The organism is Salarchaeum japonicum (assembly GCF_020614395.1).
Lineage (GTDB): Archaea > Halobacteriota > Halobacteria > Halobacteriales > Halobacteriaceae > Salarchaeum > Salarchaeum japonicum.
The window spans coordinates 1,469,458-1,490,057 of record NZ_CP085324.1 but is presented as its reverse complement, the minus strand read 5'-3'; the positions used below and the strand labels follow the sequence as shown (position 1 = coordinate 1,490,057).

Below are 20,600 nucleotides of genomic sequence, written 5' to 3'. Positions count from 1 at the left end.
ACGTGTGGTGTCCGTTCGGAACGAAACCGCCGCGTCGAGCGGCATCGGGAACCGGTCTTCCGCGCCCTGCTGTCGGACGTTCTCCGCGTCCGTCTCGACGCGAATCCGCGTTCGACCGATGGGGTCGAACACCGACAACCCCCCCTGCGGGGGCGTGTCGATTCGCGCGCCGATACCGGCCGCGTCGTCGAACACATCCCCGGTTCGCTCCTCCATACGAATCGCCTTACGCGGCGAACCAGTCAAAAGGGTGTTGTCGTCTCAGGCGTCGAGAGAAACCCACTCCGACACCACGTCCTCGTCCCGGAGGCTCCAGCGCTGTTCCACGCCGTCGGTCACGCGGAGTTCCACGACGGCGTCGAACAGCGGTTCGAGCAGGCGGACGTGCTGGTCGCTCCGGGGTTTCGGGAGGCGGAAGTGCGCCATCCCGCGCTCGCGGCGCACGCGCTCCGAGAGCAAGTCCACGGTGCGGAACGTCGGGAACTCGCCGGCGGTGTCGAGAAGCGTCTGAAGGGTATCCACGCCGAGGCGGAGTTCGCCCGGCGCGAACTCGCCGTCGAGCGACGCGATGGTTTCGAGCACCGCACGACCGAGCACGTTCGTGTCGCCAGCGGCGACGTGCGCGCGCGGCGTGATATCGGGCGTGACGCCCGCGTCCGCGACGGCGCGCCGGGCGTTCGTGCCGTGCGTGATGACGGTGTCGCTGTCGCGTCGTCGCGGCTCTCGGACGCGGGACGGGAGCGTGGTGCGCGCGCCGCCGCCGACGACGAGCACGCGCTGTCTGGGGGCGTGGTCGTCGTCGCCGAACATTCGGCGGGACGCGCGGGCGTACGCCTCTCCGGGGACGTCTCCGACGACGAGGAGGGAACTCCCCTCCTCCTTCAGGCGTTCGAGGACGCCCTCGAATTCCACGTCCGTTCGCCCCGCTCCATACATCGGATAAGCCGTCACAGTGACAGCAAATAAACGTTTGGTTCGCTAGTTGTCGTGGACGAGAACGTCCACGACCGTCGGGCCGGACTCGCCGAGCGCGTCGCCGAGCGCGGCGTCGAGGTCGTCATCGGGGCCGACGCGCACGCCGGTCGCGCCGTGGCTCTCCGCGTTCTTCGGGATGTCCACGGGCGGGTCGAAGTCCATCCCGACGTACTCGTACTCGCCCTCCCCGAACAACCCCTGCATGTTGTTCTTGAGGATGCGGTAGTTCCGGTTGTCGGGCACGACGACGGTGAGGTCGAGGTCGTAGCGCGCCGCCGAGTAGAGGCTCTGCGGGTAGTAGAGGTAGGAGCCGTCGCCGACGTGCCCGACGACCTGCCGGGGGTCGTCGCGCATCGACTCGGCGAGCGCCGCGCCGACGGACGCGGGGAGGCCGTAGCCGAGGCCGCCGCCCTTGTTCGAGATTGCTTGCTCGGGTTCGAGCGGCCACCGCGTGAGCAGTTCGTACTTCGCGGTCACGCCCTCGTCCACGATGTAGGCGTCGGGCGCGGCGTCACGGAGCGCGTCCACGAGTTCGCCCTTCGACCGCCGCGGGTCGTCGGTCTCGTCGTCGCTCTCCATCTCCGCCCGCGCCATCTGCTTCATCGCGGCGACGCGCTCCAGCCGTCCCTCGCGCTCGTCGTCGCTCACGCGGGACGCGACCTCGCTGGCGATTTCGGCCATCGTCTCGCCGGGGTCGCCGAGAGCGGCCACGTCCGCGGGCTGGTTCTTCCCGAGCTGCCACGCGTCGTCGCCGATGTGGACGAACGTCGCGTCCGGCACCAGGTCGCCCGAGTGCGCGGTGAGCGTCGTGTTCGTCGAACACCCGACGAACGCGACCATGTCGGTGTCGAGGAGCGTGCGCGCGGTGTCCTCGTCCGGCGGGATGTAGGACACCCACTGGTCGTGGCTCGCCGGGAAGTCCACCTCGCACGCGAGAATCTCGGCGTGCACGCGCGCACCCGCCGCCTCCGCCAACTCGACCGCGGCGTCCACGGCGTCAGTCCCGGCGCGCGCGACGCCGTCACCGACGACGAGCACGGGGTTCTCCGCGTCCGCGAAGGCCTCGGCCGCCCGCTCGACCTGCCCGCGGTCGCCGCGGCCGCCGGTCGGAATCGCTCCCAGGCGCTCGGGCGCGGCGTCCGTCTCCGCCATCATCACGTCAAGCGGGAGGCCGAGGAAGACGGGGCCGGTCGGCGGCGTCAGCGCGACGCGGAACGCCCGCCGGAGCATCGACGGGAGCGCCTCGACGTCGAGGACTTCCGCGCTCCACTTCGTGAACTGCTGGGTCATCTCCACGAGGTCGCCGGAGAGAATCGGTTCCTCGTGGCGGAACTCCGTGGAGTGGTTGCCAGCGGTGACGACGAGCGGCGCGCCCGCGACGCTCGCGCCGTAGATGTTCCCGAGGCCGTGCGCCAGTCCGGGCGCGACGTGCAGGTTCGCCACCCCGACGGGGAGCACGGACTCGTCGTCGTCCGCGTGGTAGCGCCGCGTCGTCGCGTACCCCGCCGCCATCCCGACCGCCACGTCCTCGTGGAGGCCGAGCACGTAGTCGAGGTCGCTGTCCCCGAGCGCCTTCATCACGGGAAGTTCGGTGGTGCCCGGGTTCCCGAAGACGTGCTGGACGCCGTACTGTTCGAGGGTGTCGACGAAGAGGTCCGCGCCCGAGTATCCCATCAGATTTCGGGGGACTCCTCGATGCGCGGGACGCCCGCCGCGGTCACCGTCTCACCGACGATGTACGAGGACGCGGGGCTGGCGAGGAACTGCGCGAGGTCGGCGATTTCCTCGCTCGTGCCGATGCGTCGCTGCACGTCGTCGCGCTCGATGTTGTCCGCGCTGACGCCCATCTGGGACTCGACGCCGGGCGTCGCGACGAACCCGGGCGCGATGCAGTTCACGCGAACGTCGTCGCCCGACCACTCGTAGGACAGCGTCTTGGTGAGGTTGATGACGCCCGCTTTGGCCGCGCCGTAGTGACTCATCATCGGGCTACCGCGCTGGCCCGCGACGGACGCGAGGTTCACGACGCGCCCGCCGCCGTTCTCCCGCATGTGCTCGCCGGCGGCCTGCGTGCAGTGATAGGTGCCGGTGAGGTTGATGTCCACAATCGTCTTCCAGCCGTTCTCGCTGATGTCCTCGAAGGGAGCCATGAAGGACGCGCCCGCGTTGTTCACGAGCACGTCCACCGACCCGAACTCCTCGACGGTCGCCTGCACGAGCGCGTCCACGGCGTCCCGGTCGGTCACGTCGCACTCGACGGCGAGGGCGGTTCCCTCGTAGTCGCCGTCGTTGATGTGGTCGCTGACGGGGTCGACGTTCTCCTGTTCACGCGAGCAGACGACGACGTTCGCGCCGTCGGCGGCGAACCGTTCCGCGATTGCTCGACCGATGCCGGAGGACGCGCCGGTGACGATGGCGGTGTCGCCCGCCACGCTGAATCTGCTTACCATTGTTAAGACATCTACCCGTTTTCGGTTCATCGGTAATAAATCCGCGTCCGCCGGAGCGACCGTTAACATAATGGCAAATGTTACAAAATAGCACGGCATGGACGTACCCGACTACCTCCAGCGCGTTGCGGACGCGAACGCCGCCGCGCTGTTCGACGCGACGGCCGACCACCGACCCGACGCCACCGCCATCGAGGGCGAGACCCGCTCGTTCACCTTCAGCGACCTCCACGAGCGCTCCCGCGCGTTCGCCGGCGGCCTCCACGACCGCGGGCACACCGAGGGCAACCGACTCCTCCTCTACCTCCCGAACTGCCCAGAGTACGTCACCACCATCCTCGGCGGCCTCCGCGCCGGCGTCGTCGTCTCCCCCGTCAACCCCCAGTACAAGGCCCGCGAACTCGCGCACCAGCTCGACGACACCGACGCGAGCGTCGTCGTCACCCACCCAGCGCTCGCGGAACACGTCCACGAGGCCGCCGCCGACATCGACGCCGACCCCGACGTGCTCACCGTCGGCGAATCCACCGCGGACACGACCGCGTTCCACGAGGTGTCCGGCGACCCCGTGACCGTCGATGTCGAGACCGACACGACCGCGATGCAGCCGTACACGTCCGGAACCACCGGGCAGCCGAAGGGTGTGCTGCTCACGCACGGCAACCTCCGCGCGCAGGCGTTCTCCGGATTCCAGTTCACCGGCCTCCCGCCCGAGGAACAACGCGAACTCGTCTTCCTCCCGCTCTACCACATCACGGGCTTCACGCACTCCACGTGGCAGACGCTGGTTCGGGGCGGCACCGCGTTCGTCCGGAACCCCGCGGAGTGGAGCGCCGAGACCTGCATGCGCGAAATCGAGGAGCACGAGATTACGAGCTTCATCGGCGTCGCGACGATGTTCGTGGACATGGTGAACGACGAGTCGTTCGGCGAGTACGACCTCTCCTCGCTCGACACCGTCAACGAGGGCGGCGCGAAGATGCCCGTCGCCGTCCAGGAGCGCTTCGAGGAGCGCACCGGCGTCGCGATGAGCGAGGGCTACGGCCTCACCGAGACCACCGCCGCCACCCACACCGGCGTCGGGTCGTCGTTCGGGTACAAACCCGGCACTATCGGCCAGCCGCTCCGGATGACGGACGCGAAGATCGTGGACTCCTCGGGGAACGAGGTCGAACCCGGCGAGACCGGCGAACTCCTCGTGCGCGGCCCCCAGGTGATGAAGGGCTACCACGACCTCCCGAACGCGACCGACGCGGCGTTCACCGACGAGGGCTACTTCCGCACCGGCGACATCGCACGCCGGGACGCCGAGAACTACTACGAGATAGTCGACCGGAAGAAGCACATGATCAACACCGCGGGCTACAACGTCTATCCGAGCGAGGTCGAGTCCCTCCTCTACGAACACCCCGACGTGGCGGACGCCGCCGTCGTCGGCATCCCCGACGACCGTCGGAACGAGACGGTGAAGGCGTTCGTCGTGCGGACGCCCGACGCCGACGTGACCGCGGACGACATCCGGGAGTTCTGCCTCGACAACCTCGCGGAGTACAAACACCCCCGAGAGGTCGAGTTCGTCGACGACCTGCCGCGGACGGCGAGCGGGAAGGTGCAGAAGTTCAAACTGGTGGACGAGGATGCGTGAGGGCGTCGCGTTCGTCACCGGCGCGAGCCAGGGTATCGGCGAAGCCATCGCGCGCCGGTTCGCCGAGGACGGCTACGCGGTCGCGCTCGCCGCGCGCAGCGACACGACCCAACTCGCCGACGAACTCGGGGACGCGCTCGCCGTCGAGTGCGACGTGACCGACGAAGCGAGCGTCGAATCAGCCATCGACGCAACTCTCAGCGAGTACGGCGGCCTCGACGTGCTCGTGAACAACGCCGGAATCGCCGGCCCCACACAGCCGGTCGAGACCGTCGAGCGCGAGGAGTGGAGCGAAACCATCGAGACGAACCTCACCGGCCCCTTCCTCTGCGCGAAACACGCGGCGAGCGCGCTCCGCGACAGCGACGACGGCAGCATCGTCAACGTCTCCTCGGTCGGCGGAAAGCGACCCTACCCGAACCGAAGCCCGTACGCCGCGTCCAAACTCGGGCTCGTCGGCCTCGGGCGCACGCTCGCCGCCGAGTTCGGCGCGGACGGAGTCACCGTGAACACCATCTGTCCCGGCCCCGTCGCGGGCGACCGCATCGAGACCGTCATCGAGAAACAGGCCGACGCCCGCGGCACCACGCCCGAAGCCGTGAAGCAGGATGAGTACCTCGGCGACCTCATGCTCGACGAGATGGTGACGCCGGAGGAAGTCGCGGACGTCGCGTACCGACTCGCCGTCCAGCACCGGCACGTCACCGCCCAAGACGTTAACGTGGACGCGGGTATGACGTGGTACTAGATGGACTACGACGCGGTCTTCTGGGACATCGGTGGCGTGCTGCTCGACGTGGACTCGGTGCGCGAAGCCCACACGCGGTTCATGGAGCGCTTCGTCGCCGCGCACGGCCTCGACGTAGCCCCGCGCGCCGCGCTCGAAGAGTGGCGCGGCGTCGTCGGCCGCCAGTTCCGCGAACGCGACGGGAACGCCTACCAGTCAGCGCGCGAGGCGTACGCGCTCGCGCTCGCCGAACTCGTCGGCCGCGACCTCACCGACGACGAGTGGTTCCCGCTCTTCCGCGAGACCTCCCAGCGGTACCTGCGGCCGACGCCGCACACGCGCGAGGTCGTCGCGGCGCTCGCGGACGCCGGCGTCTATCAGGGTATCGTGAGCGACGTGGACACGGAAGAAGGCGAGTTCATCCTCTCCCTGTTCGGCGTGCTCGACCACGTGGACGACGTGACGACGAGCGAGGCCGTCGGTCGTACCAAGCCCGACGACGCGATGTTCGAGACAGCGCTCGCGAAGAGCCCGGTCGCGCCCGAGCGAACCCTGATGGTGGGCGACCGCTACGACCACGACGTCGCCGGGGCCGCCCGCCACGGCATCCGCGGCGTCGCCTTCGGTGCGAACGCCGACGGCCCCGACGCGAGCCACCGAATCGACGACCTGCGCGACGTGCTCGACATCGTCGGCGTGCGGGGTGACCGATGACGCTCCCCGAACCGTCCACGGTCGCCGCCGCGCTCCACGAACGCCTGCTTCGACCAGTGCGGCGCGAACTCCGGCCGTTCCTCCACGAGAACGTGGAACGCGGCGACCCAGTGAGTCACGTCGTCCTCTCCCTGCTCGCGGGACTGGTCGCGTTCGCGCTCACCCTGCTCGCCGCGGCGCTCGTCGCGCTCCCCACGGTGCTCTACGCGGTGGTGTACGCGCTCGTCACGGGCGCACTACGCCTCGTGAACGCGTTCCGCTATCGCCGGTAGCGCGTCCGTCACGTCCGCGCGCAGCACGACCTCGGCGCGGTCGTCGGCACGCGTCTCGTCGAGATTCACGACGACCAGACTGCCGTCTCGCGCGGCGGTCGCCGGGAGCGAGGCCGCAGGGTCGACCGTCAGCGAGGAGCCGACCGCGAGGAAGGCGTCACTGCGCTCCGCGAGGTCGCGGGCGTCGTGCAGCGCCTTCGGCGGGAGTTGTTCGCCGAACAGCACCACGTCGGGTTTGAGGACGCCGCCGCACTCGCAGGTCGGCGGGAGGTCGCCGTCCGCGGCGCGCCGTCGCGCGTCGGACGCGTCGCTCCGCCGCCCGCAGTCCTCGCACGCGACGCGCTCGGCGTTCCCGTGGAGTTCGATGACGCGGTCGCTCCCCGCGTCCTGATGGAGGCCGTCCGTGTTCTGGGTGACGACGGCGTCCACCACGCCCGCGGATTCGAGGTCGGCGAGCGCGCGGTGGGCGGCGTTCGGTTCGACGCCGTCGGGCCGCATCGCGTCGTGGAGGTCGAGGCGGTCGCGCCAGAACCCGGCGGGGTCGCGGTCGAACCGCCGACGGTGGAAGTCCTGGGGGTCGAACTCGCTCCCCCAGATGCCGTCCTCGCCGCGGAAACTCGGGATGCCGGACGCGGTGGAGACGCCCGCGCCCGTGAGCACGCCCACGGTCTCCGCGTCCCGCACCAGCGCCGCGACCCGCGCTATCTCGCGTTCGTCCATATCCACGGATAGGCGTTCACGGGGAAAAGTGGCGTGCAGGCGACAGCGCCGTCGCGCACGGGAGCGTGTCGCCGTCACCGAACCGGACTCCCGTCCGCCGCTCGTCAGTACATCACCCACCGCTGGCCGCGCGCTCGTATTTGAACGTTCACCTCTGTGTGGGGCGGTGCGGAAGCGGAGCCATCAGCGCGCCTCTGGCGCGCTGTTCCCGCGAGCGCGGAGCGCTCGCGTCTTTTTCCTCCAGGTTTTTGCAAGCGGGGGTTCGCGGAGCGAACCCTCCGCAGTAAAAAGGTGGGCTAGAAGCGCGTGAGGGCTTCGAGTTCGAACGCGTGTTCGTCGGCGTCGCTGAGTGCGTCGCGGGCGATGACGCGTTTGTGGACTTCGTCGGCACCGTCGACGATGCGGAACTGGCGGACGCTCTCGTAGAAGTCGGCGAGGGGGAGGTCTTTGCCGATGCCGTTTCCGCCGCACATCTGGATGGCTTGGTCGATGACGTTCTGGCAGGTGTTCGCGGCGAACACTTTGGTCATGGCGACGGGGATGCGGGCTTCGTTCCCCTGGTTGATTTGGCGGGCGGCGTGGCGAACCATGGTGCGGGCGGCGTGGAGGTTGGTTTCGGCGTCCGCGATTTCGAAGCGGAGGGCTTGTTTCTCGCTGAGGGGTTCGCCGAATGCTTCGCGTTCGCTGATGTAGGCTTTCGCGACGTCGAGGGCGCGTTGGGCCATGCCGGAGTACCGCATGCAGTGGGTGAGGCGGGCGGGGCCGAGGCGGGCTTGCGCGTGACTGAATCCTTCGTTGAGTTCGCCGAGCAGGGCGTCTTCGGGGACGCGCACGTCGTCGTACTCGATTTCGGCGTGGCCGATGCCGGTGACGTTCCCGCCGGTGTGGGGGATGTCGCGCACGACGTTCACGCCGGGCGTGTCCGCGTCCACGAGGAAGAGCGAACAGCCCTCGTAGGGGTGGGCGTCGGGGTCGGTGACGGCCATGACGATGAGCACGTCGGCTTCCGTTCCCTGCGTCGTCCACCACTTGTGGCCGTTGATGACCCACTCGTCGCCGTCCTTCTCGGCCGTGGTAGCCATCATCTTCGGGTCGCTCCCGCCGCCCTGAATCGGCTCGGTCATCGAGAACGCGCTCCGGATTTCGCCCTGGACGAGCGGTCGGAGGTACTCCTCCTTCTGGGCTTCGGTGCCGAAGGTTTCGAGGGTGTGCATGTTGCCCTCGTCGGGGGCTTCGACCTTGATGGCGGGCGCGCCGAGGAGGCTGCGGCCGGCTTCCTCGAAGACGGGGAGCATGTCGCGGTAGCTGAGGCCGTGGCCGCCGTACTCCTCGGGGAGGTGGGGCGCGTACACGCCGTAGTCGCGGGCTTCCTCGCGGAGCGCGTCCAGTTGGTCGTCGCTGATGGGGTCGCCGCCCAGCACGTCGCGCTCGACGGGGATGACGACCTCGTCCACGAACTCGCGGGTCTTCTCGGCGAACTCGACCGCTCGCTCGGAATCGTCGTACTCCATACCCACCCTTCGTGAATACAATGTAAAAAGATTCGTCCTACTTTGCATCGAGCGGTAATTCTCATCCATACCTATTCGTACGAGGAGATAGAACGCCCGGGTATGCCAGACGATGCGAGCGAGGCGTACTTCGCGCGGCTCGTTGACGAGGACGCGCTGCGGGCGTTCCTCGAATCCGAACTCGGGCCGACGGACGCCTACGACGTCGAGCGGCACGCGGAAGGACACTCGAACGAGACGCTGTTCGTCGAGTGGGGCGACAGCGACCTGGTGATTCGCCGGCCGCCGCCGGGCGAGACCGCGGACACCGCCCACGACGTGCTCCGCGAGTACCGCGTCATCGACGCCCTCCAGGACACGGACGTGCCGGTGCCACCGACGGTCGCGGCGTGCGACGACCATTCCGTCATCGGGAGCGATTTCTACGTGATGGAGCGCGTGCCCGGCGACGTGCTGCGCGACGACGAACCCGAGCGGTTCGCGAACGCGGCGTCCCGACAGCGCGTCGGCGAGGAACTCGTGGACACGCTCGCGGCCATCCACGACGTGGACTACGAGGCGGTCGGACTCGGCGAACTCGGGCGGCCCGCGGGCTACACGCGTCGGCAGGTCGACCGCTGGGGGCAACAGCTCTCGTGGGCGTTCGAGGTCACCGCGGACGACCGCGAGGTTCCGAAACTCGACCGCGTGGGGGACTGGCTGGACGAACACTGTCCCGACGACCACCCGCACACGCTCGTCCACGGGGACTACAAGCTCGACAACGTCCTGTACGCGCCGGGCACGCCCCCCGAACTGACGGGCGTGTTCGACTGGGAGATGAGCACGCTCGGCGACCCGCGCGCCGACCTCGGGTGGATGCTCTCCTACTGGCGGGACGCGAAAGACCCCGAGCCCGCCGTCCCCGAACTGGAGGCGACGTTCATGCAGCGCGACGGCTACCCGACCCGGGTCGAACTCGTGGAGCGCTGGGAGAACCAGACCGGCCTCGACTTCGAGCACGAGCGGTTCTACCGCGCGCTCGCCGTCTACAAGCTCGCCGGCCTGGGCGAGATGTTCTACCGGCGCTACCTGGAGGGGAACTCGGACGACCCGATGTATCCGCTGATGGAGGAGCGCGTGCCCGCGCTCGCTGACCGCGCGGTTCGCATCATCGAGGGGGAGGAGCCGCTGTGACGTACTACGAGGACTACGACGTGGGCGACGTGGAGGAGTTCGGGTCGTACACGGTGACGAAGGAGGAAATCCTGGAGTTCGCGGAGCAGTTCGACCCGCAGCCGTTCCACGTGGACGAGGAGGCGGCGAAGGAGTCGCCGTTCGGCGGTCTCATCGCGTCCGGCTGGCACACGGCGTCGCTCTGGATGAAGCTCATGGTCGAACACCACTACGACGACGCGGCGAGCCTCGGGTCGCCGGGCGTGGAGGAGATTCAGTGGACGGAGCCCGTTCGGCCCGGGGACACGCTCTCCGTGCGCCTCGAAGTCGCGGAGAAACGGCCGCTTGAGAGCGACCCCCGGCGGGGGTTGCTCACGACGGACACCGCGATGTTCAATGGGGACGACGAGGTCGTGATGACGATGCGCGGGAAGGCGTTCTACGAGCGCCGCGAGTTCGAGGGTTAGCGCCCCTCGAACTCGGGGTCTCTGTCTTCGAGGAACGCGCGGACGCCTTCTTCGTGGTCGTACGTGTCGAAGACGACGCCCTGCGCGACTGCCTCGTCCGTCATCGCCTGGTCGATGGTCTTCTCGAAGCCTTCGTCGATGAGGCGTTTCGCGTGCCGGAACGCCGCTGTCGGGCCGGACGCGATGCGTTCGACCATCGCGTCCGCCTTCGCGTCGAACTCGTCGCTCCCGTAGACGTGGTTGAACAGCCCGAGGTCGTGTGCGCGCTCCGCGCCCATGATTTCGCCCGTGTAGACGAGTTCCTTCGCGACGTTCGTCCCGACGACGCGCGGGAGGAGATAGGACGTGCCGGCGTCCACGGAGAGGCCGACCTGCCGGAACACGAACCCGATGCTCGCGTCCTCGGTGGCGAGCTGGACGTCGCAGGCGATGGCGAGGTTCGCACCCGCGCCCACGGCGGGGCCGTCCACCTTCGCGATGGTGGGGAGCGGGAACTCCACGAGGAGCGCGAGCGTCTCGCTCGTCGTGCGCTCCAGCGTCTTCACGGCCTCCTCCAGCGACTCGTCGGAGTTGAGTCGTTCTTTCATCGCGGCGATGTCGCCGCCGGCGCTGAACGCGCCGCCCGACCCCTGCACGACGACGGCGCGGGCGTCCTCGACCTCGTCGCGGACGTGTTCGAGGCGGTCGCGCAGGCCCGCGGTTATCTCGCGGGAGAGCGCGTTCCGGCGCTCGGGCTGGTCGAGCGTGATGGTCGCGACACCGTCCTCCACGTCGAGCGTGACTGCGTCACTCATACCGCGACCCACACCGCGAACCCCGAAAAACCTTCCCCAGCGTTGTTAGGGATTCTCTCCGGTTCGCTTTACAGTGCTCATTCTTCGGGGATGACTTTCCCGGGGTTGAGCAGGCCCTTCGGGTCGATGGCGTCCTTCACGGCGCGCATCACGTCCACGGTGTTCGCGTGTTCGTCGCTCATGAACCCGCGCTTTCCGATGCCGACGCCGTGTTCGCCGGTCGCGGTGCCGTCCATCTCGATGGCGGCCTGCACGACCTCGTTGTTGTACGCCATCGCGCGAATCACGTGGTCTTCGTCCTCCCGGTCGACGAGCGGCGTGTAGTGGAGGTTGCCGTCGCCCGCGTGTCCGACGAGCGGGACGAGCAGGTCGTACTCGTCGGCGAGTTCGTGCGCGCGCTCCACGATGTCCGGGTAGTTCGTGATGGGGACGACCACGTCGCCGATGACGGCCACGTCGAGGTCGGGGTCGTACGCGCGCGCCGCAGGCAGGGCTTCCCGGCGCGCCTCCCAGACGTCCGCCATCGCGCCGCCGGGTTCCGTCCACTCCACGACGTTGTGGTCGCGGCAGAGGCCTTCGACGAACGCGTAGTCCTCGTCGATGCCGCTCGTGTTCCCGTGGAGTTCGAGCAGGAGGGTGGCGCGCTCGGGGAGCGTGAGGTCGTCGCGGTTCTCGTTCAGGAGTTCGATGGAGTGCGCGTCCATGAACTCGATTGCGCCGGGTTTCACGCCCGCGCCGATGACGTCGCTGACGGCGCGGCAGGCGTCGCGCGCGCTCTCGAACGCGACGAGCGCCGCCCGCTTCTCGGCGGGGATGCCGGCGAGTTCGATGGTCGCGTCCGTCACCACGCCGAGCGTGCCCTCGCTCCCGACGAGCAAGTCCGTGATGCTGTATCCCGAGGATGTCTTGACGACGTTCCGGCCGGCCTCCACGACCTCGCCGTCGGGGAGGACGGCTTCGATGCGGCGGACGTGGTCGCGGGTCTCGCCGTACCGGACGGCGTTGAACCCGCTCGCGTTCGTCGCTATCATCCCGCCGATCGTCGCCACGTCGCCGCTGGAGATGCCGGGCGGGAAGCGGAGGCCGTCGCCGGCGAGCGCCTCGTTCAGGTCGTCGTAGACGACGCCGGGGCCGACGCGCGCGGTGAGCGTGTCCGGGTCGGCCTCGACCCACGTCATCTCCTTCGTGGAGAGCACGATACCGCCCTCGACTGGGATGGCGTTCCCTTCGAGGCCGCTCCCGCCGCTCCACGGCGTCACCGGCACCCCGCGCTCGTACGCCGCGGACAGCACGTCCGAGACCTCCTCTGTGCGTTCCGGCCAGACGACCGCGTCGGGCGTCGAGGGGTGGTGGGGGCTGGCGTCGCGGGCGTACTGCTCGCGGCGCGACTCGGTGAACGAGCACTCGACGTCGAGGTCGCGGAGGAACGAGACGTCGTGGTCGGTCATACACGGTCGTTCGTGTACGTCCTTCTAAAGGTTCGCCCGGTCTACCAAGAGTTATTGCGCTCCCTGCGACTCACTCGGTATGCGCGTGAGCGAGGCCGTCATCGACCGATTGGTCGCACACGGCATCGATACGGTGTTCGGCATCCCCGGCAAGCAAACCCTCCCGTTGAACGACGCCATCGGCGACAGCGACGCCATCGACTTCGTCGTCGCCCGCCACGAGACCGCGGTCACGCACGAGGCGTGGGGGTACGCCGAGACCTCCGGCGACATGGCGGCGACCTGCGTCGTTCCCGGTCCGGGCGACATGAACGCGATGAACGGCCTGAAGAACGCGCTCAACGACTGCACGCCCCTCCTCCACCTCGCCGTCGAGACCGACCCCGAGATTCGCGGCGGCGACGGCATCCACGAGACCCCGCCCGACACGTACGACAACGTCGTGAAGGAGAACGTCCTGGTGGAGAACCCCGAGGCCACGCTCGCGGAAATCGAGCGCGCCATCGCTGTCGCGCAAACGCCGCCGAAGGGCCCCGTGCGCGTCGGCATCCCGAAGAACTTCCTCCCGATGGACGTGACGCTCGCCGAACCCGGCGACTACGCGACGGAGTCCGTTCACGGCGTGGACGAGGCCGCGCTCGGGGACGCCATCGACCACTTGAACGACGCCGACGCTCCCGTGATTCTCGCGGGCGGCGGCGTGCGCTCCGCGGACGCATCCGGCGCGCTCGTCGGCGTCGCGGAACCCCTCGACGCGCCCGTCGTCACCACCTACAAGGGCAAGGGGACGATTCCGGAAGACCACGACCTCTCCGCGGGCGTGCTCTGCGGCGGCGCGAGCCCCGACCTCATCTCCCTGCTCGCGGAGTCGGACGCACTGCTCGCCGTCGGCACGGACTTCGACGCGGTCGCCACCCGCTCGTGGACGGTCGAGATGCCCGAGACGCTGGTGCACGTCACGCTCGACCCCGAGGACGTGGGGACGGGCTACGAGCCGGCGGTGGCGCTCGTCGCGGACGCGGGCGCGGCGCTCGCCGGTCTCGCGGGCCGCCTGGAACGCACCGAGAACCGCGAGGGCGCGGCGCGCGCGCAAGCCGTGCGGGAGGCCGACGCCGACCGGATGGCCGCCCTCCGCGAGCGCTCCCAGCCGCCGCTCCCGTCCGTCGCCGCGCTCTCGGCCGTCCGCGACGCCACGCCCCGCGACGCGCCCGTCTCCGCGGACGCGGGCGGCTTCCGCATCTGGACGCTCGTCTCCTTCCCGGCGTACGGCCCGCGCTCGTACGTCAATCCGGGGTCGTGGGCGACGATGGGAACCGGCCTCCCCGCCGCCATCGGCGCGGCGCGCGCGAACCCCGACGAGGGCGTGCTCGCGCTCTCCGGCGACGGCGGCCTGATGATGTGCATTCACGAACTCCACACCGCCGCGGTCGAGAACCTCCCCATCGTTCTCGTCGCGTTCAACAACAGCGACTACGCCATCATCTCCGAGGAGGCCGAGCGCTCGTACGGCCTCGACGCCTACGACTGGCCGGAGACGCCGCTCTCGCTCGCGACCATCGCGGAGGGCATGGGCGTGACGACCGTGCGCGCCGAGACTCCCGACGAGATTCGGGCGGCCGTGGACACGGCGTTCGACCGGGACGGCCCGACGCTCGTCGAGGTGCCGACCGACCCCGCGGAACCGCAGGCGAGCGTCCACATGCGCGACTAATCCTCGGCCTGCGTGCCGACGCCGTCCGGCCAGCCCGGCGGGCGATCCGCCGACACGTCCGCGTACTCCCGCTTGAGCACCATCGGCGTCCGCTCCAACGACAACACCTTCGTCCCCTCCTGGTTGTACGCGCGCAACTCCGTGGTGACGACGCCGACGTGTTCTCTGCTATCGAGTTCGCGCTTCGAGAGCACTTCGGACTCGGCGAAGATGGTGTCGCCGTGGAAGACGGGCGCGTGGTGCTGGACGTCGTCGTACCCGAGGTTCGCGGTGGCGTTCACGGACACGTCCACGACACTCATCCCCACCGCGAGCGCGATGACGAACGTCCCGTCCACGAGGCGCTCCTCGAACTCGGTCGCCGACGCGTACGCCTCGTTGAAGTGCATCGGGTTCACGTTCATCGTGAGGTTCGTGAACCAGACGTTGTCCGTCTCGGTCACCGTCCGCCCGTACGGGTGCTTGTACACGTCGCCCACATCGAAGTCCTCGTAGAACCGTCCCTGCCACCCCTCGACCACGGTAGTGTCTGGCATGGTGGGTCGTACGGCACCGCGACGCAAAGAACGCGGTGTTTTTCACGGCACGCCGCCCACTCGAACTATGTTCGCGTCAGTCGCCGCGGGCGTCGCGTTCGGCCTCGCGCTCGCCGCACCCCCCGGCCCGATGAACGCCGTCATCGCCGAGGAAGCCGTGCAGCGCGGCTGGCGGAAGGGCGTTCGCGCCGGTCTCGGCGCGGCGACCGCCGACTTCTGCTTCTTCGTGCTCGCGCTCGTCGGCGTCGTCGCCGTCGTCACCGACGTTCCGCTCCTCCACGCCGCCCTGCTCGCCGTCGGCGGCGTCCTCATGCTCTACTTCGCGTACGGCGCGTACCGCGGCGTCTCCGAGTCGTTCCGCGAGGCGGGCGAGCGACGCGTCGCCGGCACCGGCTTCCAGCGCGCGTTCGTCCTCGCCATCACCAACCCCTACCAGCTCGCGTTCTGGCTGTCCGCCGGCGTCGCACTCGTCGAACCCGGCACGCTCGACCTCCTCAGCTACACGCCCTACCTCGGCGACTCCCTCGCCGGCGCGCTCGTCGTCCACACCGGCAGCCTCGCACTCATCTTCGGGTTCTTCGCGGGCGTGCTCGGCTGGGTCGTCTCCTTCCCGCTCGCGCTCGCCGCCGCCGAACGCCGCGTCGAATCCCTCGCACCCGCCGTCAGCGCGCTCTCAGCCCTCCTCCTCGCCGGATTCGGCCTGCTGTTCCTCGCCGACGCCGCGCGAACCATCGCGTGAAGGCGACACCCTCAAAGCGTTCGGAACCCTGACTGAACGCGATGACCTCCGGTGGCGACGTCCGCGACCTCGTCTCGTTCTCCCTCGACGGCGAGGATCTTCGCGTCCGGGATGCGCTCACGAACCGGGCGTTCACGTTCTCCCTCGACGCCGCCGGCTACGAACCCGCACCACCGGACGGATTCCTCTTCCCCGTGGACGACGCCGTCGGGACGACGACGGACGCCATCGAGTTCCCGCCCGGCGTCACCGCCTACCTCCGGAACGCGAACGGCGACCACCGCGGCGAGTTCTCCACGACGCCCCGCGACCTCCCCGAGGGCACGCACTACCTCGAACTCGCCGCGCCTGTGAAGACCTACGTTCGGCTGAGCCGAACCGCGGCGACCGCCGCGTACACGGAACCGCGAAGCGAGGGCGGCGTGCTCCGCGTCTCCTTCCCCGAACCGGCGTACGTCGAGGTCGGTGCGCGCTCCGCGCACGACCGGCCGCGGGCGACGATGACCGTGCCGGACGACCCGCGCGCGCTGATGCGGGCCGTTTCGCGGCTCGGGTCGTCGATACGAGAGTTCTCGCCGGAGCGGTCGTGGCCGACGCTCCGCGGCTACCCGCCCGGCATCGAGGTCGGCGACGAACTCGCCATCCCCGACGGCCTCCGGACGCCCGACACGGGCGTCACGCTCGGCGTCCCCGACTCGCTTGCGGCCGTCTATCGGGTCGCGCCGCTCGCGTACTACCTCGGCGCGACCGTCGAACCCGCGAGCGAACCGCGGCTGTCGCTCTCGAACGGCTACACCGCCCCGATCGCTCCCGACGAACCGCTCGAAACCGCCGTCGACCGCCTGCTCGCGACGTGTCTCGTGCTCGACTCGCTCGCGCGCACGGACGGCTACTACGCGCTCCCCCGCCACGAGTACGACGAACTCGCGGCCAGGCTCCCGTTCTACCCGCCGAACCTCTACGAGTCCTCGATACCCGAACAGCTCATGGAGTACCTCGAAGTCTCTCCTGACCTACTCGCGCCTGCCGTCCCGCAGTGGCCGGTGACCGCGGTGCTCCGGGACGACATCGCGGACGCGGAACTCCTCCCGCACGTCCTCCACGGCCTCTGGCGCGTCCACGTCGACGACGACCGACGGACGATAGACTCCGGCGCGTTCGGCCCGTCCGCCGCCACCGCGCACGCGGCCGGCGTACCGCCCGTCGGCGACACCCGCCTCGTTCCGTCGTTCCGCGACGCCGCGCGGCGGACGCCGTACGTCACGCGCGACGACTCCGAGACCGTCGTGTTCGCGGGTTCTGACCGTGCGTCCGCGCTCCGCGACGCGACCGCCGCCCTCCCCGAACCCGTCACCGTCACCGCGAGCGACGACCGCGAGACCGTCCGGGAGACCGCCGCGGACGCGACCGTCGCGTACTGGGATCGACCGGTCCGACCCGACGGCATTTCGTGCACCGACGGCGTCCTGGCGTTCGACGCGCTCGACACGACCACGCTGGGTCTCGGCGTCGTCACCGGCACGCACGCGTTCGACGCGGCGGTCGCGCTCGCGGAACGCGGCGTCCCCGCAGTTATCGCGGCTCCCGACCGCCTCCCAGCCGACCGGGTCGCCGACCTCCTCCACTGCGCCCAGGTCGGCTGCTCCGCCGAAGCCGCCGTGCGGTACGCCGACCTCGGGGACGCCGTCCGCGTGGTCGGCCACCCGACCTACGTTCCCGTTCGTCCCGACGACAGCGCCTTCCCCGCACGAATCGACGTCGACTCACGACCGTCCGGCCGGCACGCGTTCACCACCAGGCTCGCCGTCACCGCGGACGACCCACTCGGCGGCGTCGCCCGGTTCACCCACCCCGTCGAATACGACGCCTACAACCTCGCCGGCGTCGCCGTCCAACACCCCGAAACGCACGACCCGGCGAACGCCGCATCCCTCCTCGGCCACCCCACGACCTTCCCCCGCGTCGACGGCACACCCGTCCGACCCACCGACCGCGTCACTCCCGCGACCCTCCGCCGCGCCACCCACGACCGCGCGGACTGACTCGATCCTCACACACTCCGCCCGGGGAGACGACATCCTCAAACGAACGCGACTCCTGACAATACGCCGATGACTGGAACAGTCTCCTCTCTCGTCTCGTTCTCCCTCGACTCCGAGACCGAGGAACTCACCGTCCGCGACGACCTCGCCGGCATGTCCGCCACGCTCGGCGTCGCCGACCCGGGCGCGCTCGCGCCCGCCCCACCCGAATCCTTCGTCTTCCCCGTGGACGACGCCGTGGCGTTCACGGCCAGCGAACTCGTGATTCCATCGGACGTGAACGCCCGCCTCCGCGACACGAGCGGCGACTACCAGGGCGAGTTCTCCACCACGCCCCGCGACCTCCCCGAGGGCACGCACTACCTCGAACTCGGCCGAATCGTGAAGACGTACGTCGCCCTCCCGCGAACGTCCGCGACCGCCGGGTACGACGCGCCCCACGCGGACGGCGGGTCGCTCCACGTGTCGTTCCCCGAACGCACCCGCGTCGAGGTCGGGGCGCGCGCCCGCCACAACCGCCCCCACGCCACCGTCACCGTCCCCGACGACCCAGGCGCGCTCATGACCGCCGTCGGCGCGCTCGGCGCGTCCGTGAAAGAGTGGTCGGCCGAGCGGTCGTGGCCGACGCTCCGCGGCTATCCGCCCGCCATCGAACTCGGGGACGAACTCTCGATACCCGACGGCCTCTCCCGGCCGGACACGGGCGTTACAATCACCGTCCCCGAGACGTACGCGGATATTCGAGCGTCGGCGCGTCGCGCGCTCGGTGACACGCCGTAGTCAGGTCGCGTTGAATCCGCCGTCGACGAGGAGGCCGTGGCCGGTGATGTAGGAGGCGTTTTCGCTGGCGAGGAAGGAGACGGCGTCGGCGACTTCGTCGGGGTGGCCGAGTCGGCGGAGGGGGTACTGGCGTTCCATGCGTTCGCGGGCTTTCTCGGGGTCGTCGCTGCCGGCGAAGAACTCGTCGGCCATGCTGGTTTCGACGAAGCCGGGGCAGACGGCGTTCGCGCGGACGCCGGCGGGGCCGAGTTCGGCGGCGATGGCGCGCGTGAAGTTCAGGACTGCGCCCTTGGTGAGTGAGTAGGTGGCGATTCGGGGGGAGCCGACGACGCCGGCGAGCGAGGAGATGTTGACGATGCGGCCCTCGCCGGCCTGTTTCATGTGGGGGATGGCGGCGTGACAGCCGTTCCAGACGCCTTCGACGTTGACGGAGATGAGGCGGTCGCGGTCGGTGACGGAGACGTCTTCGACGAGCGCGGGTTCGTGGCCGACGCCGGCGTTGTTCACGAGCACGTCGAGGCCGCCGTACTCTTCGACGGTGGCGTCGATGGTGGCTTCGACGGCGTCGTGGTCGGTCACGTCGAGTTCGGTGAACGTCGCGCGTCCGCCGTCGTCCTCGACGATATCGACGGTCTCCGCGCCGCCGTCGGGGTCGATGTCGGTGACGACGACGTGGTAGCCGTCGTCGGCGAGCTGTCGAGCGATTGCGCGGCCGATTCCGGCGCCGGCACCGGTGACGAGTGCGGTTTCGTCTGCCATACCCGGCGTCCGTCGTGGAACCCTAAAACGGTACGCCCCCGCGACGACGTGGCCGATTACTGAACTGTTTTCACGGCGGTCGTCCAAGGGCCGGTGATGGCAGTCAGTGACCTCGACCTCGACTTCGTGTCCGTCGGCGGAACCGGCCTCAAATCGAGCGAACTCCAGTTCGGGACGTGGCGGTTCGGCAAGCAGACCGAGGAGGGGAACGTCGAAATCGGCGAGGAGCGCGCGAAGGAACTCCTCACGGCGTACGCCGACGCGGGCGGCCGGTACATCGACACCGCGGACGTGTACGGCGGCGGCGCGAGCGAGGAGTGGATCGGCGACTGGCTCAGTGACCGCGACCGGGAGCGATACACCATCGCCTCCAAGATTTACTGGCAGATTCGGGAGAACGACCCCAACAGCCGGGGGACGAACCGGAAGAACGTCCGCGACCGCATCGACGCGCTCCTCGAACGGCTCGGAACGGACTACGTGGACGTGCTCTACATCCACCGCTGGGACGACCAGACGCCGACGCGGGAGCTGATGAAGACGCTGAACCGCCTCGTCGAGGACGGGAAAGTCCACTACCTCGGCGCGTCCACGCTGCGGCCGAACGCGTGGAAGGTCGCGAAGGCGAACGAACTCGCGCGCGCCGAGGGCTGGGAGCCGTTCTCGGTGCTTCAGCCGCGGTACAACCTCGTCGACCGCGAAATCGAGGGGGACTACCTGGAGTTCGCGCGGAGCGAAGACCTCGCGGTCTGCCCGTGGAGCCCGCTCGGCCAGGGCTTCCTCACCGGGAAGTACACGCGCGAGGACGGCCTGACCGGCGAGTCCCGCGCGGCGGAGTCCAGTCGGTTCGAGGACGCCTACCTCACCGAGGAGAACTTCGACGTGCACGACGAACTCGAAGCCGTCGCCGACGAGGTGGACGCGACGCCCGCGCAGACCGCGCTCGCGTGGCTCAGCCACCGCGACGGCGTCACCGCGCCCATCGTCGGCGCGCGCACCGTCGAACAGCTGGAGGAGAACCTCGGTGCGGCCACAATCGACCTCACGGACGAACAGGTAGACCGGCTCACCGAGGCGAAGGGCGGCCCGTACAGTAGTCTCTGAGGCGGCCACAGCACTCTTCGCCGCTACTGCCGGCTTCCCGTTTGAAGATGC

At 69.5% G+C, this 20,600-nt stretch carries 20 protein-coding genes; 11 read left to right on the top strand and 9 right to left on the bottom strand.

The window, feature by feature from the left end:
- Window positions 1-261: 261 nt before the first annotated feature.
- The 3 genes from LI334_RS08355 to LI334_RS08345 are packed head-to-tail and all read right to left on the bottom strand — an operon-like array spanning window position 262 to window position 3,425.
- Window positions 262-936, bottom strand: coding sequence for a DUF7504 family protein (locus LI334_RS08355; RefSeq protein WP_227260076.1), 675 nt, complete (start codon window positions 934-936; stop codon window positions 262-264).
- 42 nt (window positions 937-978) lie between these two features.
- Window positions 979-2,649, bottom strand: coding sequence for a thiamine pyrophosphate-binding protein (locus tag LI334_RS08350; protein ID WP_227260074.1), 1,671 nt, complete (start codon window positions 2,647-2,649; stop codon window positions 979-981).
- Entirely contained in the window at window positions 2,649-3,425 is a 777-nt protein-coding gene (locus LI334_RS08345) for an SDR family NAD(P)-dependent oxidoreductase (protein ID WP_227260071.1), read from the bottom strand. Before LI334_RS08345 ends, LI334_RS08350 begins: the two co-directional genes overlap by 1 nt.
- Window positions 3,426-3,522: 97 nt before the next feature.
- Between LI334_RS08345 and LI334_RS08340 the strand changes: the two genes are divergently transcribed.
- Genes LI334_RS08340 through LI334_RS08325 form a run of 4 tightly spaced genes read left to right on the top strand, consistent with a single transcriptional unit; the run spans window position 3,523 to window position 6,783 of the window.
- A complete protein-coding gene (locus LI334_RS08340; RefSeq protein WP_227260069.1) occupies window positions 3,523-5,070 on the top strand; it encodes a class I adenylate-forming enzyme family protein in 1,548 nt (515 codons plus the stop codon).
- Window positions 5,063-5,818 (top strand): SDR family NAD(P)-dependent oxidoreductase, encoded by a 756-nt coding sequence (locus tag LI334_RS08335; RefSeq protein ID WP_227260067.1) that lies wholly within the window; start codon window positions 5,063-5,065, stop codon window positions 5,816-5,818. Before LI334_RS08340 ends, LI334_RS08335 begins: the two co-directional genes overlap by 8 nt.
- Window positions 5,819-6,511: an HAD family hydrolase gene (locus LI334_RS08330; RefSeq protein WP_227260066.1), complete on the top strand. Its 693-nt coding sequence runs from the start codon at window positions 5,819-5,821 to the stop codon at window positions 6,509-6,511.
- On the top strand, window positions 6,508-6,783 hold the full coding sequence (locus LI334_RS08325) for a hypothetical protein (protein ID WP_227260064.1): 276 nt from the start codon (window positions 6,508-6,510) through the stop codon (window positions 6,781-6,783). Before LI334_RS08330 ends, LI334_RS08325 begins: the two co-directional genes overlap by 4 nt.
- Here LI334_RS08325 and LI334_RS08320 read toward each other — a convergent pair.
- Both LI334_RS08320 and LI334_RS08315 read right to left on the bottom strand, forming a co-directional pair.
- The gene (locus tag LI334_RS08320; protein WP_227260063.1) at window positions 6,748-7,503 is read right to left on the bottom strand and encodes an NAD-dependent protein deacylase; all 756 of its coding nucleotides are present in this window, start codon (window positions 7,501-7,503) and stop codon (window positions 6,748-6,750) included. The genes LI334_RS08325 and LI334_RS08320 overlap by 36 nt on opposite strands.
- A gap of 296 nt (window positions 7,504-7,799) precedes the next feature.
- Complete coding sequence (locus LI334_RS08315; RefSeq protein ID WP_227260061.1) at window positions 7,800-9,014, bottom strand: acyl-CoA dehydrogenase family protein; 1,215 nt, start codon at window positions 9,012-9,014, stop codon at window positions 7,800-7,802.
- 102 nt (window positions 9,015-9,116) lie between these two features.
- On the opposite strand from LI334_RS08315, the gene LI334_RS08310 reads away from it, so the two are divergent.
- A complete protein-coding gene (locus LI334_RS08310) occupies window positions 9,117-10,190 on the top strand; it encodes a phosphotransferase family protein (protein ID WP_227260059.1) in 1,074 nt (357 codons plus the stop codon).
- Window positions 10,187-10,636, top strand: a complete 450-nt coding sequence (locus tag LI334_RS08305; RefSeq protein ID WP_227260057.1) for a MaoC family dehydratase — start codon at window positions 10,187-10,189, stop codon at window positions 10,634-10,636. The genes LI334_RS08310 and LI334_RS08305 overlap by 4 nt, the downstream gene beginning before the upstream one ends.
- Here LI334_RS08305 and LI334_RS08300 read toward each other — a convergent pair.
- Together LI334_RS08300 and LI334_RS08295 are read right to left on the bottom strand one after the other, a co-directional pair.
- The gene (locus LI334_RS08300; RefSeq protein ID WP_227260056.1) at window positions 10,633-11,430 is read right to left on the bottom strand and encodes an enoyl-CoA hydratase/isomerase family protein; all 798 of its coding nucleotides are present in this window, start codon (window positions 11,428-11,430) and stop codon (window positions 10,633-10,635) included. The genes LI334_RS08305 and LI334_RS08300 overlap by 4 nt on opposite strands.
- Window positions 11,431-11,507: 77 nt before the next feature.
- Entirely contained in the window at window positions 11,508-12,878 is a 1,371-nt protein-coding gene (locus LI334_RS08295; RefSeq protein WP_227260054.1) for an FAD-binding oxidoreductase, read from the bottom strand.
- 79 nt (window positions 12,879-12,957) lie between these two features.
- On the opposite strand from LI334_RS08295, the gene LI334_RS08290 reads away from it, so the two are divergent.
- Window positions 12,958-14,589: a thiamine pyrophosphate-binding protein gene (locus tag LI334_RS08290; protein WP_227260052.1), complete on the top strand. Its 1,632-nt coding sequence runs from the start codon at window positions 12,958-12,960 to the stop codon at window positions 14,587-14,589.
- On the opposite strand, the gene LI334_RS08285 is transcribed toward LI334_RS08290, so the two are convergent.
- Entirely contained in the window at window positions 14,586-15,125 is a 540-nt protein-coding gene (locus LI334_RS08285) for a MaoC family dehydratase (protein ID WP_227260051.1), read from the bottom strand. The two genes, LI334_RS08290 and LI334_RS08285, sit on opposite strands and share 4 nt — an antisense overlap.
- Before the next feature lie 67 nt (window positions 15,126-15,192).
- Here LI334_RS08285 and LI334_RS08280 point away from each other — a divergent pair, with 67 nt between their 5' ends.
- The 3 genes from LI334_RS08280 (at window position 15,193) to LI334_RS08270 (ending at window position 18,686) form a co-directional block, all read left to right on the top strand.
- Window positions 15,193-15,864, top strand: coding sequence for a LysE family translocator (locus tag LI334_RS08280; RefSeq protein WP_227260049.1), 672 nt, complete (start codon window positions 15,193-15,195; stop codon window positions 15,862-15,864).
- A gap of 41 nt (window positions 15,865-15,905) precedes the next feature.
- A complete protein-coding gene (locus tag LI334_RS08275; RefSeq protein WP_227260047.1) occupies window positions 15,906-17,906 on the top strand; it encodes a type 1 periplasmic-binding domain-containing protein in 2,001 nt (666 codons plus the stop codon).
- 69 nt (window positions 17,907-17,975) lie between these two features.
- The gene (locus LI334_RS08270) at window positions 17,976-18,686 is read left to right on the top strand and encodes a hypothetical protein (protein ID WP_227260045.1); all 711 of its coding nucleotides are present in this window, start codon (window positions 17,976-17,978) and stop codon (window positions 18,684-18,686) included.
- On the opposite strand, the gene LI334_RS08265 is transcribed toward LI334_RS08270, so the two are convergent.
- Window positions 18,687-19,445, bottom strand: coding sequence for an SDR family NAD(P)-dependent oxidoreductase (locus LI334_RS08265; RefSeq protein ID WP_227260043.1), 759 nt, complete (start codon window positions 19,443-19,445; stop codon window positions 18,687-18,689).
- 96 nt (window positions 19,446-19,541) lie between these two features.
- On the opposite strand from LI334_RS08265, the gene LI334_RS08260 reads away from it, so the two are divergent.
- Window positions 19,542-20,549, top strand: a complete 1,008-nt coding sequence (locus tag LI334_RS08260) for an aldo/keto reductase (protein ID WP_227260042.1) — start codon at window positions 19,542-19,544, stop codon at window positions 20,547-20,549.
- Window positions 20,550-20,600: the final 51 nt, after the last annotated feature.

Excerpts from the sequence above, each read along its gene's own strand:
- LI334_RS08300 (WP_227260056.1), bottom strand. The coding sequence starts at position 11,430 with ATGAGTGACGCAGTCACGCTCGACGTGGAGGACGGTGTCGCGACCATC.
- LI334_RS08315 (WP_227260061.1), bottom strand. The coding sequence starts at position 9,014 with ATGGAGTACGACGATTCCGAGCGAGCGGTCGAGTTCGCCGAGAAGACC.
- LI334_RS08295 (WP_227260054.1), bottom strand. The coding sequence starts at position 12,878 with ATGACCGACCACGACGTCTCGTTCCTCCGCGACCTCGACGTCGAGTGC.
- LI334_RS08310 (WP_227260059.1), top strand. The coding sequence starts at position 9,117 with ATGCCAGACGATGCGAGCGAGGCGTACTTCGCGCGGCTCGTTGACGAG.
- LI334_RS08265 (WP_227260043.1), bottom strand. The coding sequence starts at position 19,445 with ATGGCAGACGAAACCGCACTCGTCACCGGTGCCGGCGCCGGAATCGGC.
- LI334_RS08340 (WP_227260069.1), top strand. The coding sequence starts at position 3,523 with ATGGACGTACCCGACTACCTCCAGCGCGTTGCGGACGCGAACGCCGCC.
- LI334_RS08280 (WP_227260049.1), top strand. The coding sequence starts at position 15,193 with ATGTTCGCGTCAGTCGCCGCGGGCGTCGCGTTCGGCCTCGCGCTCGCC.
- LI334_RS08275 (WP_227260047.1), top strand. The coding sequence starts at position 15,906 with ATGACCTCCGGTGGCGACGTCCGCGACCTCGTCTCGTTCTCCCTCGAC.
- LI334_RS08285 (WP_227260051.1), bottom strand. The coding sequence starts at position 15,125 with ATGCCAGACACTACCGTGGTCGAGGGGTGGCAGGGACGGTTCTACGAG.
- LI334_RS08330 (WP_227260066.1), top strand. The coding sequence starts at position 5,819 with ATGGACTACGACGCGGTCTTCTGGGACATCGGTGGCGTGCTGCTCGAC.
- LI334_RS08320 (WP_227260063.1), bottom strand. The coding sequence starts at position 7,503 with ATGGACGAACGCGAGATAGCGCGGGTCGCGGCGCTGGTGCGGGACGCG.
- LI334_RS08335 (WP_227260067.1), top strand. The coding sequence starts at position 5,063 with ATGCGTGAGGGCGTCGCGTTCGTCACCGGCGCGAGCCAGGGTATCGGC.
- LI334_RS08350 (WP_227260074.1), bottom strand. The coding sequence starts at position 2,649 with ATGGGATACTCGGGCGCGGACCTCTTCGTCGACACCCTCGAACAGTAC.
- LI334_RS08260 (WP_227260042.1), top strand. The coding sequence starts at position 19,542 with ATGGCAGTCAGTGACCTCGACCTCGACTTCGTGTCCGTCGGCGGAACC.
- LI334_RS08290 (WP_227260052.1), top strand. The coding sequence starts at position 12,958 with ATGCGCGTGAGCGAGGCCGTCATCGACCGATTGGTCGCACACGGCATC.
- LI334_RS08325 (WP_227260064.1), top strand. The coding sequence starts at position 6,508 with ATGACGCTCCCCGAACCGTCCACGGTCGCCGCCGCGCTCCACGAACGC.
- LI334_RS08345 (WP_227260071.1), bottom strand. The coding sequence starts at position 3,425 with ATGGTAAGCAGATTCAGCGTGGCGGGCGACACCGCCATCGTCACCGGC.
- LI334_RS08270 (WP_227260045.1), top strand. The coding sequence starts at position 17,976 with ATGACTGGAACAGTCTCCTCTCTCGTCTCGTTCTCCCTCGACTCCGAG.
- LI334_RS08355 (WP_227260076.1), bottom strand. The coding sequence starts at position 936 with ATGTATGGAGCGGGGCGAACGGACGTGGAATTCGAGGGCGTCCTCGAA.